The sequence below is a fragment of the Paenibacillus algicola genome, from assembly GCF_005577435.1.
In the GTDB taxonomy this organism is placed as follows: Bacteria; Bacillota; Bacilli; order Paenibacillales; family Paenibacillaceae; genus Paenibacillus_AQ; species Paenibacillus_AQ algicola.
In genome coordinates this window covers 2,324,667-2,341,796 of the sequence record NZ_CP040396.1, presented here as the reverse complement: position 1 = coordinate 2,341,796, position 17,130 = coordinate 2,324,667, and the positions used below count along the sequence as shown (strand labels likewise).

Annotated in this window: 16 protein-coding genes; 3 read left to right on the top strand and 13 right to left on the bottom strand. The window is 44.4% G+C overall.

What is annotated here, in order from left to right:
- The first annotated feature begins 49 nt into the window (after positions 1-49).
- Entirely contained in the window at positions 50-1,567 is a 1,518-nt protein-coding gene (locus tag E6C60_RS10800; protein ID WP_138225861.1) for a Ppx/GppA phosphatase family protein, read from the top strand.
- On the opposite strand, the gene ppk1 is transcribed toward E6C60_RS10800, so the two are convergent.
- Complete coding sequence (ppk1, locus tag E6C60_RS10795) at positions 1,556-3,637, bottom strand: polyphosphate kinase 1 (protein WP_138225860.1); 2,082 nt, start codon at positions 3,635-3,637, stop codon at positions 1,556-1,558. The two genes, E6C60_RS10800 and ppk1, sit on opposite strands and share 12 nt — an antisense overlap.
- Positions 3,638-4,234: 597 nt before the next feature.
- Here ppk1 and E6C60_RS10790 point away from each other — a divergent pair.
- Positions 4,235-4,696 carry an SRPBCC family protein gene (locus E6C60_RS10790; protein WP_138227749.1) on the top strand — a complete coding sequence of 154 codons (462 nt, stop codon included), beginning with the start codon at positions 4,235-4,237 and terminating at the stop codon, positions 4,694-4,696.
- Positions 4,697-4,915: 219 nt separating this feature from the next.
- Here E6C60_RS10790 and E6C60_RS10785 read toward each other — a convergent pair whose 3' ends face one another.
- The 4 genes from E6C60_RS10785 to E6C60_RS10770 form a co-directional block, all read right to left on the bottom strand.
- A complete protein-coding gene (locus E6C60_RS10785) occupies positions 4,916-5,206 on the bottom strand; it encodes a hypothetical protein (RefSeq protein WP_138225859.1) in 291 nt (96 codons plus the stop codon).
- A gap of 793 nt (positions 5,207-5,999) precedes the next feature.
- A complete protein-coding gene (locus E6C60_RS10780; RefSeq protein ID WP_138225858.1) occupies positions 6,000-6,428 on the bottom strand; it encodes a hypothetical protein in 429 nt (142 codons plus the stop codon).
- A 175-nt stretch (positions 6,429-6,603) separates the two neighbouring features.
- Positions 6,604-7,410 carry a hypothetical protein gene (locus tag E6C60_RS10775; RefSeq protein WP_138225857.1) on the bottom strand — a complete coding sequence of 269 codons (807 nt, stop codon included), beginning with the start codon at positions 7,408-7,410 and terminating at the stop codon, positions 6,604-6,606.
- A gap of 23 nt (positions 7,411-7,433) precedes the next feature.
- Positions 7,434-8,504, bottom strand: coding sequence for a hypothetical protein (locus E6C60_RS10770; protein WP_233280979.1), 1,071 nt, complete (start codon positions 8,502-8,504; stop codon positions 7,434-7,436).
- A 187-nt stretch (positions 8,505-8,691) separates the two neighbouring features.
- Between E6C60_RS10770 and E6C60_RS10765 the strand changes: the two genes are divergently transcribed.
- On the top strand, positions 8,692-9,072 hold the full coding sequence (locus E6C60_RS10765) for a hypothetical protein (protein ID WP_138225856.1): 381 nt from the start codon (positions 8,692-8,694) through the stop codon (positions 9,070-9,072).
- 369 nt (positions 9,073-9,441) lie between these two features.
- Here E6C60_RS10765 and E6C60_RS10760 read toward each other — a convergent pair whose 3' ends face one another.
- The 8 genes from E6C60_RS10760 to E6C60_RS10725 all read right to left on the bottom strand — a co-directional run bounded on the left by E6C60_RS10760 (position 9,442) and on the right by E6C60_RS10725 (position 17,084).
- The gene (locus E6C60_RS10760) at positions 9,442-9,756 is read right to left on the bottom strand and encodes a ribonuclease FAU-1 family protein (RefSeq protein ID WP_138225855.1); all 315 of its coding nucleotides are present in this window, start codon (positions 9,754-9,756) and stop codon (positions 9,442-9,444) included.
- A gap of 15 nt (positions 9,757-9,771) precedes the next feature.
- Entirely contained in the window at positions 9,772-9,960 is a 189-nt protein-coding gene (locus tag E6C60_RS10755; protein WP_175415271.1) for a hypothetical protein, read from the bottom strand.
- A gap of 19 nt (positions 9,961-9,979) precedes the next feature.
- A complete protein-coding gene (locus E6C60_RS10750) occupies positions 9,980-10,600 on the bottom strand; it encodes an ABC transporter ATP-binding protein (protein WP_138225853.1) in 621 nt (206 codons plus the stop codon).
- Positions 10,597-11,457: a DUF1430 domain-containing protein gene (locus tag E6C60_RS10745; protein ID WP_138225852.1), complete on the bottom strand. Its 861-nt coding sequence runs from the start codon at positions 11,455-11,457 to the stop codon at positions 10,597-10,599. Before E6C60_RS10745 ends, E6C60_RS10750 begins: the two co-directional genes overlap by 4 nt.
- Positions 11,458-11,517: 60 nt before the next feature.
- Positions 11,518-12,582 carry a hypothetical protein gene (locus E6C60_RS10740; protein ID WP_138225851.1) on the bottom strand — a complete coding sequence of 355 codons (1,065 nt, stop codon included), beginning with the start codon at positions 12,580-12,582 and terminating at the stop codon, positions 11,518-11,520.
- Positions 12,583-12,650: 68 nt separating this feature from the next.
- Positions 12,651-13,568, bottom strand: a complete 918-nt coding sequence (locus E6C60_RS10735; protein ID WP_138225850.1) for a pentapeptide repeat-containing protein — start codon at positions 13,566-13,568, stop codon at positions 12,651-12,653.
- A gap of 35 nt (positions 13,569-13,603) precedes the next feature.
- Entirely contained in the window at positions 13,604-14,116 is a 513-nt protein-coding gene (locus tag E6C60_RS10730; protein ID WP_138225849.1) for a hypothetical protein, read from the bottom strand.
- Between the two features lie 196 nt (positions 14,117-14,312).
- Positions 14,313-17,084 carry a glycoside hydrolase family 3 protein gene (locus E6C60_RS10725; RefSeq protein ID WP_138225848.1) on the bottom strand — a complete coding sequence of 924 codons (2,772 nt, stop codon included), beginning with the start codon at positions 17,082-17,084 and terminating at the stop codon, positions 14,313-14,315.
- Positions 17,085-17,130: the final 46 nt, after the last annotated feature.

Sequence of the window (17,130 nt, the reverse complement as noted above, 5' to 3'; positions counted from 1 at the left end):
TTCCAACCCATGGCTAAGCTGCCAATGACACAGATAAGGAGTATGAACGATGAACATCAGAGCCGGGATTATGGATATTGGATCCAATTCCATTCGATTAGTGATCTATGAGGTCACAGAGCAAGGCCACTATCGGGTCATCCAGGAGTGCAAGGAATCCGCCCGACTCAGCGAGAAAATCGATCAGCAGGGGTACATGAGCCGTCAAGCGGTGGATAAGATCGTACCCATCATCCGCCAATTCAAAAGCATCTGTGATTTATACAAGGTGACTCATCTGCGTGCGGCCGCTACCGCGGCAATTCGGAATGCCGAGAATTCCAGCCAGATTATTGAATGGCTCTATCAGGACACAGGCGTGGCCATTGAGGTTCTTTCCGGGGAGCAGGAGGGGGCCGCAGGCTTTCTTGGAGTTGTGAACACGATGAACGCTCAGGACGGGATTATTATCGATATCGGAGGGGGCAGCACAGAGGTCACGCTGTTCCGGTCCCGGCAGCTGATTCACACGTACTCCTTTCCTTTTGGAGCGGTGAACATGAATGTTCGGTTCAGTGGAGACGGTCAGTGGGAAGCCAAGCACACTCAAGCTCTGGAGCAATATATCCGGGAGCAGCTGCTGCAGCATGAATGGATTGCCTCGAATCCGGGTCTGCCAATTATCGGCCTGGGCGGAACCATCCGTACGGTGGGCAAGATGAATCAGAAGAAGCACCGCTATTCTCTGCCGGTCACGCATCATTATCAGATGCGCGGTGAGGATGTAGAGGAGCTCTATCACAGCCTGCCTAGCATGACGGTTCTTCAGCGCAAGAAAATTCCGGGTCTCTCCAAAAGCCGCGCCGATATTATTATCCCTGGCGTCATTATCATGCAGACCATCTACCGCACCGCTCAGGCCTCAGAGTGGATGATCTGCGGCTCGGGCCTGCGGGATGGATTATTTCAGGAGCTGATCACTCCGGAGCATCCGATCGTACCGGATCCGCTGGAGATCAGTCTGCAGAACATTCTTGCCTTTAACACGCCCGTGCCGCCTGAGCATCTGGAGCGGGTATCCGCTCACGCCCGGCAGCTCTACGCCGCTCTAGAGCCGGCTCCATTAGAGCTTGATCAGAAGCTGCTCCAGGTGTCCAGCAGGCTATACAAAACCGGAGCTGCGCTTAACTATTATCAATACAGCCGGCATACGTATTATTGGCTCCTTAACACCGGGCTTCGGGGAATGACGCACCGGGAGGCTGTGCTCACGGCCCTGATTGCCGATTATCATCCCAAGGCAAGGACGCCTGAGCAGATCCAAGAATTCAAAGACATCCTTCACGATGCTGATGATATGCGAATTTACCGCCTGGGCTCACTGGTTAAGCTGGCTGCTGCACTGGACCGCAGTGAACTGGGAAGTATCACCGAGGTGACGGCGCAAACAAAAACCGGCTCTGTGCATTTGCAGCTAAGCTGCAAAACAGAACCGGTTCTGGAGATGGGCGAGCTGGAGGCCGCTGCGAAGGATGTGCAGAAGGCCTGGGACGTCAACCTATCCTGGTCCGTTCATTTACTTCCATGAGGCAATATTCATCGCCTCGAATTGACTGCGTATAAGCTGGCTATCACTGCTCACGCGGGTATAGCTTCCGTTAGGGAGGAGCATTCTGGCCTTCACGTTATCCCGCAAGGAAAGGTCCAGGATGCTCCATATAATATCTTTGAGCTTGGGATCGAACACGGGGCACATAAGCTCGATTCTCCGTGTCAGATTCCGCGTCATCCAGTCCGCACTGGAGAGGAATACATCCGGCGTACCGGCATTTTGGAAGTAAAAGATTCGGGAATGCTCCAGGAAGCGGTCCACAATACTAAGAACCCGAATATTCTCGCTCAGGCCCTGAATGCCGGGGCGAAGACAGCAGACTCCCCGCACGATCAGATCAATATGCACTCCGGCCTGGGAGGCGGCATACAATTCATCAATCATTTCCTGGTTGGATAAGGAATTGATCTTGGCAATGATTCTTGCCGGCCTTCCGGCGGCGGCATGCTCCGCTTCCCGGCGAATGAGCGAGAAGAGGTTGTCCTTCATGCCTGTGGGAGCCATGCTGAAGGCTTGCAGCTCTCGTTGAGCGGCATAGCCTGTAATCTCGTTGAACAGCGCAGATGCATCCTCGCCGATGATTGGATTGGAGGTCAGCAATCCGATGTCCGTATAGATTCTTGCTGTTGTTTCATTGTAATTGCCGGTTCCTACATGCACATACCGGTTCAGCACCTGATTCTCGCGCCGTACGACGAGAATGATCTTAGCATGAGTTTTTAAGCCGACGAGCCCGTAGACCACGTGGCAGCCGGCTTTTTCCAATGTGCGGGCCCAGGCGATATTCCGCTCTTCATCAAATCTCGCCTTGAGCTCCACAACAACCGTGACCTGTTTACCGGATTCCGCAGCCCGGGCGAGTGCCGGGATCAGGCGGGAGTCACCGTTGACGCGGTACAGCGTCATTTTGATCGCCATGACCTGCGGGTCCTCTGCTGCCTCAATAATAAAGTCAGTGACCGCATCAAAGGACTCATAAGGGTGGTACATCAAGCGGTCCTGTGCACGCAGCAAGCTGAACATATCCTGCTCGGTGTGAAGCTCCTGCGGGTATACCGGCTTGATCGGCGGGTAACGGAGATGAGACATGCCTTCGATACTGTCCGCGAACGAGATCAGAAAGCTGAGATCCAGTGGTCCGTCGACCTCAAACACATGATCAGCCAAACCGAACTCCTCCTGCAGATGCTCCAGCGCAAACGGATGAATGCCTTTCTCCACCTCCAGCCTGACCGGGGCACCTCGGCGTCGGCGTCGTAACTCTTTCTCAATTTCCTCCAGTAAATCTTCGGCTTCTTCTTCATTAATTGTAAGATCCGCATTCCGGGTGAGCCGGAAGCCGTGGACTGCCTCAGGCCAGTAACCGCCAAACAGCGACTGGATGTGATGCTTGATCAGCTCCTCAATAAGAATAAAGGACCGCTTCTTGCTGTTGGAGCGGTGGGGGACCGGAATCACCCTTGGTATATTGGAGGGCACCTGCACAATGGCGAAGAAGCGTTCATCCTCCAGATCACTATGATGCTGACGCAATACAACGGCCAAATACACATATTTATTGTGAACGAGTGGAAAAGGACGGCTCTGATCCACGGCCATGGGGGTAAGAACCGGAAATACAATATCATGATAGTATGTATCCATTGCTTTTTGCTGGGTGGCATTGAGATCGTGATAGCCCAGCATCACAATCCCTTTCTTGACCAGCTGACGGGACAGATCCCGATAAGCGCGGTATTGCTCGGTGACCATAGCGGTCGTTCTTTTTCGCAGACGACGAAATAAGCCGGCAGGGGAATAGCCGGTAAAATCTTTATGAGTGAAGCCTGCCTTTGTCTTCTCTTTCGTTTCGGCGACCCGGACCGCCATAAATTCGTCCAGATTACTGCCTACAATCGCCAGGAATTTGGCGCGTTCGAGCAGGGGAGTTGCAGCATCCTGAGCTTCCTCCAGCACTCTTCGATTAAATTCGATCCAGCTCAGATCGCGGTTCAAGTAGCGGTTCGACACGCCCTTTTCTCCTTGCTTTATGATTTCTTGTAACATAACATTAGCAACCTCCGTTAAGATCCAGACTTGACCTTATGCTTATTGTACGTGTATAGAAAACATCATTCATCAGAAGAATGTAAAAGCAAAGTAAAGCCAATGTAAAATGTGCAAATTTGCATAAAAGCTGGATGCGCTGCTAGCAAAAAAAGGACTTTTTATTAGTTATAGTATAAAGAGAATCACTGCCCGAAACAATATGGGGCAGATGGATGAGAGGATGTCAGACAACATTACCTTGATACGGATTCTTCTCGAGTGAAAAATAAAAATGACTCCCGTGTTACACAGGAATCATTCATATTTTGAATGGTAGAGACAAAATGTAGATTAGGAAATGTTGGACAGCGAAGAGGGACTTTGATTCTCAATGGCGAATTCTACAAGGAACCCATGACGATCCGGAAGAGCAGATTTACGTTAATCCGTCTGCCGCTCAAGTAGGGTATCATTGATCATCGCTTGACTCCCACCCTAACGTCACCGTAGAGGTGACGAAAGCTGAGGCTAAACAACTTCGAGAATAAGCAGGCTATTCTTCCGAGAAAGTAAGTGAAGGAATCATTATCGAATCCAAGGGAGCGGGGAATCAAGATGGTAATTTATAATCAGGGGCCTGTTGCAAAAGCAGAAATGCTGATCAGAAAATCTGTAGAATTAGTATTTGAAGCCTTTATTAACCCGGAGGTAACTACCAAATTTTGGTTTACCAAAAGTAGCGGAAGATTAGAGGTGGGTAAAAGCGTTCGGTGGGATTGGGAAATGTATGGTGTGTGGGATGAAATACTCGTGAAACAGCTTGACAAGCATAAACGAATTATTGTCGAATCGTCCGATGGTACTACCATTGATTGGGTTTTTACATCAAGAGCAGATCACGAGACGTTCGTTACAATTGAAAACTATGGATTTACAGGCAGCGATGATGAAATTATTCGTCAGTGTATGGACTCTGTCGGTGGATTTACAATGGTGTTATGTGGGTTGAAAGCATTGTTGGAGCATAATGTTGAATTAAATTTGATTTCAGATAAAGCGCCAGATGCTCGAATATGAGTGACAATGACGAGGGAGCGGGGATTGTAAGTTTATACAGTATCTCGCAAAATTCAATTAATTATAATTGATGAGCTAGTACTATTCTAAGTTGTATATTAACCGTCTTCTTTCATATTTATGAGAGAAGGCGGATTTTTTACCAGTGAAAGTGAATAAAATTAGATATTAAATTACTTGAAATTTATTATTTTCTAAATTTGGAGCTGCCTAGAAAATTCACGAAAACATCATTTTTTTCAAGCTGATAACATCGCCTTCCCAGCCGCATTTGGACTGTAAGGTAACTAACTGGCCAAAGGGTACCTTTTTAACAGAAACTACTCCACATTCTTCACATTCCAAAGAACAGCTGTCAGCAGAATTTTCCCATGCTCTTTGGAAGCTAGAAATTGCTTTAGCATGAGCAACATTTGTATTGATCCAAGGAGACCAAATCATTACAAAAAGCAAAATAATTAAGGTAAGTGTACCTCCAATAGAGATGTACACCAGGTTCTTTTTTTTCATGACATTTTCACTCCTATCCTTAATTTTGTACATGACTGACTAATTATAGGTATTAACGCTTATTACCCGTATAAAGTTGTAAGGTTCTTTACGCAGTGTTAATTCACTATGTAACTTGTTCTGAGGCTGTAGGAGTCAATGATAATAGGCTGGTACTTCATCAAATACGGTTTGCAAAGAATATGGAAGGAAAATTCTTGTATTTCGTAAGCAATGGGACCGGATGCTCTCTTTATTTATATACTGAGAGGGCTCTTTGTTGTGGTATCATCTATGCGTGGCTTATAGGAATAGAGAGGGAGGGGATGATCCGTCCAGTCGGTATGCTTAAATATGGTATTACGCCGAGTATTCGCCGGAAAGTGTTTCTTAGGCTTCTGAAAACAATGGTAAAAGAGACAGAAGATTTTGCTTAGTACTACTAATACACAAAACTCGTATTTTGTACATATGTTGTTCTTGTTTTGTTTCTCTTCCCACAGCTCCGATAACTTATTACTAACGTCCTATCTACGAACTTCGCTAATAATCACAAGAAAAAAGTATTCGCGAAATCTTTGGATTATCCTGCCTGTTACCTTAATGAATTAGAACTAATCGGTAATCGGAACATGTTCTTGTCCTTTTCGGCAATCGGTACAAGTTCTTGTCCTTGGCTCGGGACTGCTCGCTTATAAAATCATTGTGTTTTGACAAGAACTTGATAACATAAATATAAAAAGCCGCAATATCAGCGGCTTTTTATATTACTATGTTTTGTCACCCGACACATGACTTTAGTGGTATTATCACCTTATTTTATAGAATCGTAAAGCTCTGTCATTCGGTCTGCTAATTCCGATTGCGTCTCCATCCGGTAATGATTAATATTGATTGGCGTCATATACAACTTTTTTTCACCTTGCTCTAACATAGTGACATGGAACAAAACCCCTGATGAATCTTCTCGGTCTGGATCAAGTATGATTTTCAAGTGGCGCACCTTTTCGATCCATTCCTGAATTAGTATTTGATCTGTAGTTGTTTTTTTTGTACCATTATCGCCACTCATTATTTCAATAGAATCAAGCAGTGTAATGTCGCTAGGATAGAAGGTCTCTAGTTCTTTTGATTCCTTGCTTACTCCTACCATATCGGACTGATTAGAAGTTTGGCAGCTACTTAGAATCAAGACCAACAATGAAGCGCATATTAAGATATGAAATAATTTTATTTTCATCATATTTTCCCCTTAACCCTCTACCTGAAAAACTCATAGAGCATTGCTTAATTCTTCGAACTCAGCCCACTGGGCATGTAGTGCTCCCTCTATATCAAAACAAAGTGCTGTATAGCCACTTGTTTTCAAAAATCTTTGCATTAACGGGAGAAGGGATAAGTATTTTTTGATTTCTAATTCACTTCTCAATAGGCGTAGCCGGAATATCCATGTTTTTTATTACCACGGCTTTTCCGGACTCATCTAGGCCTTGAATTTCGATGTTCATACCCATGGAAATTGGAAAACGGGCAAACCAGATCGTGCGGTCGTCTTGAATATAAATCATTTTCGCAACCTGCTTATATTGATTCTGTTTATCAGTCAATTCAATATTAACTACATCCGGTTTAAACGATTCCCCATAGACGATCGGTAGCGGCGGTTCTCCCGATCCGTCCGGTTCAGTTCCTGTTACATATTCAAAGATCAGGCTCTCATCCTGCTTCAAATTTTTCAGGCTGCTGAACTGATAACTGCCTCCTGTTACCCATTTCCAGCCCGTAAGTGTCTTCTTCCAATATTCCAAGTTCAAATCCACGTCTTCATCATCATTTTGACCGTAATCTTTTGTATAAAATACAAGTACACCATTGTCGGTCCATTCTTTATGTACGATTTCATCTAAGTCGAAACCCGATACGTTTAGGGTGCGATACCTTTCTGTGATGACCTGACTTAAAGTCTGATCAATAGCGGGGTCAGCAGCCGGATTTGTCAGATTCATCGGGAAAAACCAAGCAAATACGATAAATCCAATTAAAGTAATACCTGCCGCTGCTGCAGATGTCTTCCAAAACCATCGTTGTTTTCTCACATTAGCCACCTCTTCTTTTATCAATTGCATTTGGCTCGACCATTGAGGTTCATTTGGATCATATGAATCCGCCTCCTTTATTTCATGGGTAAAATGGCGCCGGAGCACCAGCTCCCATATCCAGTCCACGATCTCTACCGTTATACTTTGTATTAGAATCCTCTTACAACCTGAATATTATTAATGAACCCAGCCGTAGGTGTAAATAGAGCAGTGAATTGATTGCTTTTCACATCATATTCAAATAATCCACGTTCATTTTTAACGACTGCTATCGCATATATTTTGCTGCCGTCATAAGAGTAATTAGCCTCTCCCCTTTGTAATCTTGTAGTTCCCCACTTACTCAAACTAATAGTCTTGTTTCCAGTATCGTAATCAACAACCATAGAGGGTACTTGCCCCTGGTTATATTTCTTATCACCAAATGCAATAACATGACCTTCTTTATTCATGAGCATTCGAATCCAATAATTGTTACTAAATAGCTTTGTTTTTTCTTTTAAATTGTAATCCGTTTCGTATATCGTATACGTTGGCATTTTGAAATTATTCTGTCCCACGGGTCCATCTTGATGTGCCAGATTATATTGCCTTTCCTTCAAAGAGTACGCAGAAGCATATATTTTTTTGTTATTTTGATCTAATGTAATAGCTTCTACCAATATGTCATCATCACCCCATAGTGTCATCTCCATGGAGTTTAGATCAACAGCTCCTAATCGTATGGCTTGCTCACCTTTAACATTAGCCACAAAAAACAATTGATCCCCTGAGGGAATAATATAGTTGACTGCAAATAAGTTATCTGTAAGTTGAGTGTTTTTTTCACTCAATAAATCTTTGACAAAGATTTGATCTCCATGATCCTTGTCTGTTCCTACCCTTTGAGTATAGTATACTAATTGATTTGGTTTATCATAGAAGCCCAATGGATATTGAGCTGTATAATCGAATTGAAAGACTGTTTTTATTTTCTTTGTATCCGTATCATAGCTTAGTATTTGTGTCTTTATGGCTCCATTCTCATCTGTAGTCGCATATTCTGAATAAGTCAATGTAATGTAATCTGCTGTAGGGGCCGGTGATTGCTTCTCTGGACTAGCGGCAGGAGCACGGGAGTCTGTATTTGATGTTTCGGAACTTGATTCTTTAGAAGAAAAACATGAAACCAGTAACATTGCAATACACAATAACCAAATTGAGATCTGAGTTTTTTTCAAATAAATTTCTCCTATAACCGATTAAATAATCCGTTCAGCTATAATAACACCCATGCTATAGTAAAAGTTTCATAATTCATTGATTTTATTATTATTTAGTGTCATATATAGTATAATATGTAATCCTTGGTATTTTAGTATGTATATATTATTATAAAAGATAAATTACATATTTAAGGAGTGTATTATGGAGAAATTAAAAAAGGAATTTGTTGTTGGTGTAACTCTTATTTCATTTTTAATAAGCATTCTTATTGGCGCCCTAATGGCAACTTCAGAAATGAATTCCTCTCTACATCGTGATCGTGGTCAGTGGTTTTTATCATTTTTGTTCTTAAGTATGTTTGCTTACTTATTCAATTTTGTTGCAAGCAGTTTGAGTTTTCTCATAGGTAAGTACGTCCTCGTTCAAACCATGTACCGGATCGTTATTCTTAATTTAGCAGGTATAGTATTACTAGTAACAATGTATTTTATTATTGGTAGTAATTACTACTTCTTTCTCTTTATCGCCTTTCCTCTGTATACTTTATACATGCTCATTTATCAAAATAGGAATGTCGCATAAGCGCCTGTTCTTGAGAATATTAGCGACTTTCTATAAGTAGATTGAGATCGATTCAAAATATAAATGTTTCTGCTCACGATCTTCGCTGCATTTAATGTATTACTTGGGTGGATCAGATAGATTGAGATTTTTTATATAGTTACCTCTGAAGAAATTATGATGGTATGTTATGAAATAGGTTTTATTCGTTTCAACTAAGCTAAACGTTGACTCAGGTACAGATATTTTTACTTCATTGCCACCCAATTTTAACATCATTCTCTCCTTTATTGTAGGCTCTGATCCGTGTTTGAAGTTGTGTAACCTGGCTTCGTTCTCCATAAAGCCTAGAGCAACGGTAAAGACCAGAGTTTAAATTCCAGGGGCTTGTCATTGTTGATGGTTATAGCCGGCAGGCAGCTGCCCGAGTACATGTTCGTCAAATGGAAATATTCCATTGACCGCACGCTCCAGCAAGCGTGCCAGTGCCGCTCTGGCACTGGTCTGCAGCTCTGCTGAATAATTGAGGATGATGCTATTAGAAGCAAACTCGTCCTCGTCAACCACCTTCCAATCATCGCCAGGCTGCTTGATTAAATCCAGATCGAGATCTACGAAAGAGATCCCTGTTTCTGTAACGATCGACGGCATCGCTACATTGCAGTAGTACGAGACCGCCTTTCCATCCTCGATGCCGATAGCCACGGTGAACCATTCTTTTTAAAAAAACAGCTCCAGTGAAGTATTATCCATGATGAATACACTTTTCTTGGTATGGTGAATCAGCTTGCGGCCCGGTTGGCACAAGACCATAACATATTCGTCGTTCTGTTCAAGCCGCTCCCCGCTCCATTCGTAATGAGGACGGTTGGGGTGCTTGAGGGCTTGGAGATGCATCATTCGGGTCATGGGAAGGACACCAAGCTTTCTATTTATTTTCGCTCAAAGAAACCACTTTGTTCCCTTGATGTATGATTTTCTCATCGTGTGTGACAAGTACAATGGTCTTGCCCTGCTGATTGAACTCTTTGAGAATAGCAAGAACAGTCTTTGCGTTATTATGATCTAGTGAGCCCGTGGGCTCATCGGCCAGAATAACATCGCATTTCTTAAGCATCAAACGAGCAAGTGCTACCCGTTGTTGTTCACCTCCTGAAAGAGTGTACACTTTGGAATTTAATTTATCTTCGAGGCCCACCTTTTGCAAGGCTTCCTCTATGGAAAGATTTGATCTTGAATTTTTTCGAATCATTAGTAAATTGTTACGCACTGTTTTGTGATCTACCAATGCAAAATTCTGGAATAAAAAACCTACTTTGGTGCGAAAATATTGAAGTTGATTGTTCTTCTTGCTGATATCAACGCCATCTACCTCGATGATGCCAGACTCAACAGACTCTATTGCACCGATCATATTCAGAAGAGTGGTCTTACCACAACCGCTGGGACCCGAAATGATCACAAAATCTTGAGCTTGTATCTCCATATTAAAATTGGAGAATAATGTCTTGCCGCCAAAAGACTTATTGAGGTTTCGAATGGATATCATGTCACATTCCCCCCTTTCAAGATTCGTTGTATGTTAGCTTTTTCAATACGCTTAATGTTGCTGAAAATAACAATCAACTCTAACATCATTATTACTGCGCCAGCAGCTGCCAAATAACCGACAAGATGATAGTTCATCAACATGGTAATCGCTGCAGCAGAGGCCGTACCTAGAATCGTTGTAATGAGTGTAATGAGAATCATCTTTCTATGTTTCTCCCAAACGCTGAAGCCGAGTACTTTTTTCACTGAAAGTTCGATTGCGTTTGCTTCATATTCTAATTTGATTAAAGAGAGGATAATCATGAATTCTAATATGAGCACTAGTAAACTAAAGACAAGGTTTATATAAAGAATTTTCTTGGCAGCATTCCACTGGTTATTGAACTTGTCCATCACATTGGTTTTAGATAGTATGGCATTCGATTCAGTAAGCTGATGCTTCACAAGAAATTGATCGAACGCCTCGTCTGTAATATCATACATCACTTCTCTGATGTAATTGGCTCGATGGGGACTAACATGAAGAGGCTGCGACTCAGGTACCGTATTATCGTACATAATAACGGGATTCTCCAGACGCTCACTTCCGTAGTTGTTGTTTTCATTGATTGCTGTAACATAAGCCTTTTTATCATAATAAATAACTTTGTATTGATTTTCTTGGATGCCTTTATTCTCGAAAAATAAATATTCTTGCTTTAATTCTTCTATAATGCGGGAATCATTCAACAGATCTGCTGGAAGTATAAAGTAATAATCATGCTCCAAGGGCTCGCTTTTCAGCGGGTCCATTTGATCTGACAAATAGCTCCATGTATTTCGATTGGCCATAACGGCTGGATGCGATGTGGACAAAGGGCTGTAAACCACCGAAATTAATGTAGCCTTAGTTGAATTGAAGTGTTCAGAATAGAATTAGGATTGTAATAGCTCGCTTTCTTCAAACATTGCATGAGCTGTACCGTTTTGATCAACATACGGTCTATATTGTATGTAAATATAAGAAAATTGAGCATGCTTTTCGAAAAATGGCTTTTGTTTATATAGCTGATAGGAATCATGAATCATAACAAGATTACTGGAAATAATAGCTATAGTTACTATAACGGTAAAGGCCTTGAAGACATAATTAAGCGTGAGAAGTCTCCTCGTATTGCTGCTAGTATTTGAGAAGGCTTGTTTGATGTGCGTGGTACGAAGACTTAAATAAACCGATCCATTCAAGAAAAGAAGAACAGCTATACATAAGAGTGACTCCGTGAATTGATGTGTAATAGACGTGAGGCGATTTAATCCTATGAATATAATACTAAACATAAGCGCAAAAACTAGGGTGTCGCTAACGATATTTTTAATCAAGATCGTGCTTACTCTTTCGCCCATCGAAATGCGAATCAGATTTTCCTTTCTTTGACGAAGTACATCATAGTACGTGAGCAAGAGAACAATGCCTGCTACTAACCCCCAAATTGCAAACACGGTAAACTGTGCATCTCGGTTCTGATAGCCTTCCCGGGGAAAATTACCGGCATACGTATTTATTAGCTCAGACTTAAATTGATCGGCTTCATCTTTACCCCCTATAATATAAAAATCATGGACATCTTTAAAACCTTGGATTTCTTCAAGCGAATGAAAGCTGAAATGTATGTCGCCCACAAATAAGCTTTTATAATGCTTATCATATATACTGAGCTCAAATTTAAGGTGCTGCTGGTAATTTGGCGTTCCATATAGCTTTATGGAATCGTAATTGCCAGTCGGAGTTTTGATATAGGTAAACACCTTCACGTTATTTCTGTCTGCAGCCCGGAGAATATCTTGAACCATTTCCTTCTCGTCCTGACCATATTGAAGATACAAAGAGGTGTACCGGTATGGGCTGTGAAACTGATCCAGACGAAAAATCTGACTTTCAGCCACAATCACCATCGCAAAACAAAAAACAAAGAAACAAATGATGTATTTAATCCCCTTCAAAGGTACAAACCTCCAGACATATTGGTTAGTGTTTAACCAGCGGCTCGATGGGCTGAGTATTCGTAATTTCACCTGAAAGCTCCGTCCACAAAAGGATCGTCCCAGTGCTGTGGACGTGTGAGTGCCAAAGGTAATCGTGTATGATCATCGCCTTTAGCCGCATTGATCTGAGATTGAGTTAGAAAAATGCTCTTGGAGAGGTCAGCTCCTCTAATATCGGCATCACGAAAATCTGCACCGATGAGATCTGCCCCCCTCAGATTCACTCCTCTCAGGTCAGCAGCAATGAGATACGCTCCTCTCAAATAAGCTCCTTTCAGGTCCACTTTTCTCAGATCGGCGGCAATGAGGTCGGCCCCTCTACCCATCTTCACTTTACGAGCGGAACCCCCTTTTTTCGGCCTCGTTCCATGTTTTTGCTTACTTCGAGCCTCCGCACGCACTAGTTCACTGGTTTTAATAAGCAGTGTATTTACGTGTGCACGGTGTTCAATCATGTCTAATTCCAGGAGCTCGTTAGCTGGGAGCAGACTCCATCGTTCTGTCATCTCCAGCAAGCTGCGAATCTCGTCATGTACAGGCTTTCCCGCTTGAAGCGTCATTACCTCTGTCAAATACCACATCAATTCATGAAGCTGCAGCATAACCAGGAATGCGTTGAACATTGACTTAGCTGTGTCCGGAAACTGGCGCCAGTCTTGCCCGCGGAACGTAATCTGAGAAACCTTCTGCCCCGCTCCGAAACAGTCAAATGCCAAACACCCTTTAAGACCACGGGCACTCAGGCTTTTGTGAATATTGCACCGAAAGTCATGCTGCAGTTGGATACACGGTTGACCTGCTTCTTTATCAATGGGGAAACCTTCAGAAGCTGAGAAACATAGAGAGACACAGCATAGCCCAAAACAATGATCACAATCTGCCCGAAGATCTTCGCCGTCCTTCTCTTGCTTGACCTGGACGTTTCCGTCATTCAAACATTTCATCTGCACCTTCACCCTTTACCTATATGATTTGTGCTTTATCGCATTTGAGCGGCTGATATCCATTTCACCAGATCTGCATCAATGAGAGTTTCTTTATACAGCACATCCCCGCTATTTTGAAAAAAAGGAATATGTAATGAAGCGTCATTCATAAATTTGAAGACAAGCAAACCTTCAGGGCCCTTTTCAAACACTATTTCTGTGGCTTTTACTCGTTCAGCGCTATTTATCTGGTTGACAATTCTATGAATCGTTTGCAGATCCGTAATCGTCTGGCTGCTTTGATTGGACATATAGACATTCTTATAAATGGTCATGGACTGTATGTCGCTCTGGTTAGAAATAAACAGATTTCTTTCATCGTTGTTATCCGAAAACAAAATATAAGCCACGCTGGTCAATACGAGGAGCAATAAGATAAATATATAATTCACCTTTTGAATCCAATGACTTATATGCCAATAACGACTTTTCAGTTTAGATTTCTTTCTTAATTGTTCCTGCATGGTCAAACCCAACTTTCTATCATCCAATGATAAATCATTCATCTTATATAATACCAAATTGAACTAGTTAATGGAATAATATGACTTCGATGATAATCTTTAATAAAATGCCTATTATTCTAATGCCATGTCATCGAAGGTACATTTGCGCAAAAAAGGAGCTTATAGCAGTCTCCAAGACTGTCATAAGCTCCTCAATCTAGTTAATGATGCTCAATGATCATTATGGCGTTCTCAATTATTCTTTCTTGAATGCAATCCAGCCCAGCTCGATTCCTGGCTTCACAAAGTCCAGCCTCATCTCATAATACCCCTGCTCCAGCTCCACCTTGCCGAGACGCTGCTGCAGCCAGCTTCCCTCTGTACCGCTGGTTTGCACGGTCGTTAACAGCTCCTCATTCAAGTACACGTTACAGGCACACTGTGCCCAGCGTACAGCATCCGATTTCAGCTTAACGACAAGTCGGTAGATTCCGGCCTCTTCTACGCGGAATGTGATGGACTCGGTTTCGTTAGGAATGATCTGCCCTTCGCCTTCTAGCACCTGTACTGCTGAAGCAGAAGCTTCTGCCGCAGCCATTCTTGCGACAGGCGGCTCCGCTTGAGGTTCACGTGCAAATACCGGAGCATTCATCAGGAAACGGCAGATGTTGCTGGCCGCCCGCTGCAGCTCAGCCCGTGTAACGAGCCCATCTGCTAGGCCTTGTATCGTGTTGTCGTTCATGACGTTGAATTGAGCTCCGTAGTTCTGTACAACCATGTACAGATCGTTCTGTGCCCGGACCATGGCGGCCGTGTTCTTCTCATCATACGCTCCGCCCAGGACGGGGTCATTCATCTTGGCCCACCAGTCCGTCATCACAATCCCGGTAAAGCCCCACTCGCCCCGCAGGATGGTGGTGTTCAGATCATAGCTGGATGCAGACCAATATCCGTTCACCGGATTATAAGCAGTCATGATGCAGGTCGCGCCGCCATCCTTCACGGCGATTTCGAAGCCTTTCAGGTAAATTTCCCGGATTGCGCGCTCAGACACTACGGCATTGACGAAATGACGCTGATGCTCCTGGTTGTTACAAGCAAAATGCTTCAGCGTCGCATGAGCGCCGCCCTTTCGAATTCCCCGCACTGATGCACTGGCCATAACACCAGTTAGAAGTGGGTCCTCCGAGAAGTATTCAAAGTTACGTCCATTCAGCGGATGCCGGCGGATGTTCATCCCCGGTCCGAGCAGAGCGTCAATCTGGTAATCCAGCAGCTCCTGTCCTTCCCATACATACAGCGCCTCCACCAGCTCTGTATTCCAGCTGGCAGCAAGCAGCGTACCGATCGGAACCTGGGTGGCCAGATGTCCGCTATCCATTCGGATGCCGGATGGGCCGTCTGCCGTACAGGCGACGGGCAGTCCATAGTGAAGCAGCTGCTCGGTTACTCCGCCAAAGGCTGAAGCAGTCCCGGGTGTAACGAGCGGACTGCTCATGCCTTCGCCTCTGACAAGCGCAGCGAGATCTTCATCACTCAGCTGAGCAATAAACGTCTCCAATGTCACGCGGCCCGCCTGCACGTCCTGCAGCTTAAATCCCTGATCCCCTGTCGGTGTCATTTCTGCCGGAAGTCCAGCTTCTATACGTTTGGCCATATCGACCTGACGCGTAGGCACCTCTGCATAGGTCAGCTCGTAGGTTCCGTCCTGCTTCCGCTCTCCCGGCACGATGCGGGTGAAGCCTTCAGTGGGTGCCATTGCCTCTTGCAGCTGCTTGACCACCTGCAGCGACTTCACCTCATAGCCCTCCAATCCATCCAGCTGGACTGGCACGGTCTCACGTACACTGCATCCCGCATGGAAGCGATAATGCCCCGCTTCCAGCACATATGCCGACCGATGTCCGGTGACACCGCTGTCATCGTAGGACGCCAGCGCATGAGCATGTATTCGCACCGTCACTTGTTCGGATGATCCGGGCTTCAGCAATCCGGTCTTGATAAAACCGGCAAGCACGCGAGCAGGCTTACCCAGCTTGCCTTGCGGAGCCTCCACATACACCTGGAACACTTCTTTTCCTTCATAAACAGCTCCGGTATTGGTCACGGTGGCTTCAACCTGAATGATGTCCTCACCATTCTCACGCACTACAGTTCCTTGTACACCTTCGATGCTAAACGTGGTGTAAGACAGACCATAGCCGAAGGGATATTGGACCTTCTCCGGGCAAAAGGTCTCGAAATACCGATAGCCGACATAAATGTCTTCCTGGTACAGGTTTTTCGTATCACTGCCATAGTTAGCGCTTGACGGATAATCCTCCAGCGTATAAGCAATGGTATCGGTCAGCTTGCCGCTCGGCACAGCATCCCCCGCCAGCAGATCCGCAATGGCATTGCCGCCTTCCATACCACCCTGCCAGGCATAAATCACACTCAAAATAGGATGCTTGTGCCCGCTGTCCTTTAGCCAGCTCATATCTATAATATTGGGCACGTTCAAAACAACCACAGTACGCTCAAAATGACTACTGACCAAGGTGAGCATTTCCTGCTCCGCAGTCGTTAACAGATAGCTGCCAGGAGCATGTGCGTTATCCTGATCCTCGCCAGCGGTCCGGCCAATAACAACGATAGCTTGATCCGAGAGGCTGCGGGCATGTTGCACGATGTCATCGCTTAAAGGCATTTCCTGCTGATGCCAAGGCTCTGCCGCCCAAGCGCCGCCGCCGTTATCAAACGGATGCTCCTTGATCCACTCCTCGTAAATACCTGCCAGAGCCTCGTTGACTTTAACCTGCGGCTTGCTGCGCAAACCGTCTAACAAATTCGTTGTATAGGCTACATTGACGCTGCCGCCAGAGCCGGTACCGCTGCGATAATAGTCAATCTGGGAGCGTCCGAACACCGAAACAACCTTCCCTTGTCCAATCGGCAGACCTTGTTCGTGATTTTGGAGCAGTACGGCTCCTTCTGTTGCGGCTTTGCGGCTGAAGTCTGCAAAGGCCTGTGATGGTTTCTGGTTCATATTCTTTGGCAAAGCATTCCCTCCGATGATCATAATCTCATACTAT

Bases quoted from the DNA above. Each gene is read 5' to 3' on its own strand.
- E6C60_RS10790 (WP_138227749.1), top strand. From the start codon at position 4,235: ATGGTAATTTATAATCAGGGGCCTGTTGCAAAAGCAGAAATGCTGATC.
- ppk1 (WP_138225860.1), bottom strand. From the start codon at position 3,637: ATGTTACAAGAAATCATAAAGCAAGGAGAAAAGGGCGTGTCGAACCGC.
- E6C60_RS10735 (WP_138225850.1), bottom strand. From the start codon at position 13,568: ATGAAATGTTTGAATGACGGAAACGTCCAGGTCAAGCAAGAGAAGGAC.
- E6C60_RS10750 (WP_138225853.1), bottom strand. From the start codon at position 10,600: ATGATATCCATTCGAAACCTCAATAAGTCTTTTGGCGGCAAGACATTA.
- E6C60_RS10800 (WP_138225861.1), top strand. From the start codon at position 50: ATGAACATCAGAGCCGGGATTATGGATATTGGATCCAATTCCATTCGA.
- E6C60_RS10785 (WP_138225859.1), bottom strand. From the start codon at position 5,206: ATGAAAAAAAAGAACCTGGTGTACATCTCTATTGGAGGTACACTTACC.
- E6C60_RS10730 (WP_138225849.1), bottom strand. From the start codon at position 14,116: ATGAATGATTTATCATTGGATGATAGAAAGTTGGGTTTGACCATGCAG.
- E6C60_RS10765 (WP_138225856.1), top strand. From the start codon at position 8,692: ATGGAGAAATTAAAAAAGGAATTTGTTGTTGGTGTAACTCTTATTTCA.
- E6C60_RS10755 (WP_175415271.1), bottom strand. From the start codon at position 9,960: ATGACCCGAATGATGCATCTCCAAGCCCTCAAGCACCCCAACCGTCCT.
- E6C60_RS10780 (WP_138225858.1), bottom strand. From the start codon at position 6,428: ATGATGAAAATAAAATTATTTCATATCTTAATATGCGCTTCATTGTTG.
- E6C60_RS10725 (WP_138225848.1), bottom strand. From the start codon at position 17,084: ATGAACCAGAAACCATCACAGGCCTTTGCAGACTTCAGCCGCAAAGCC.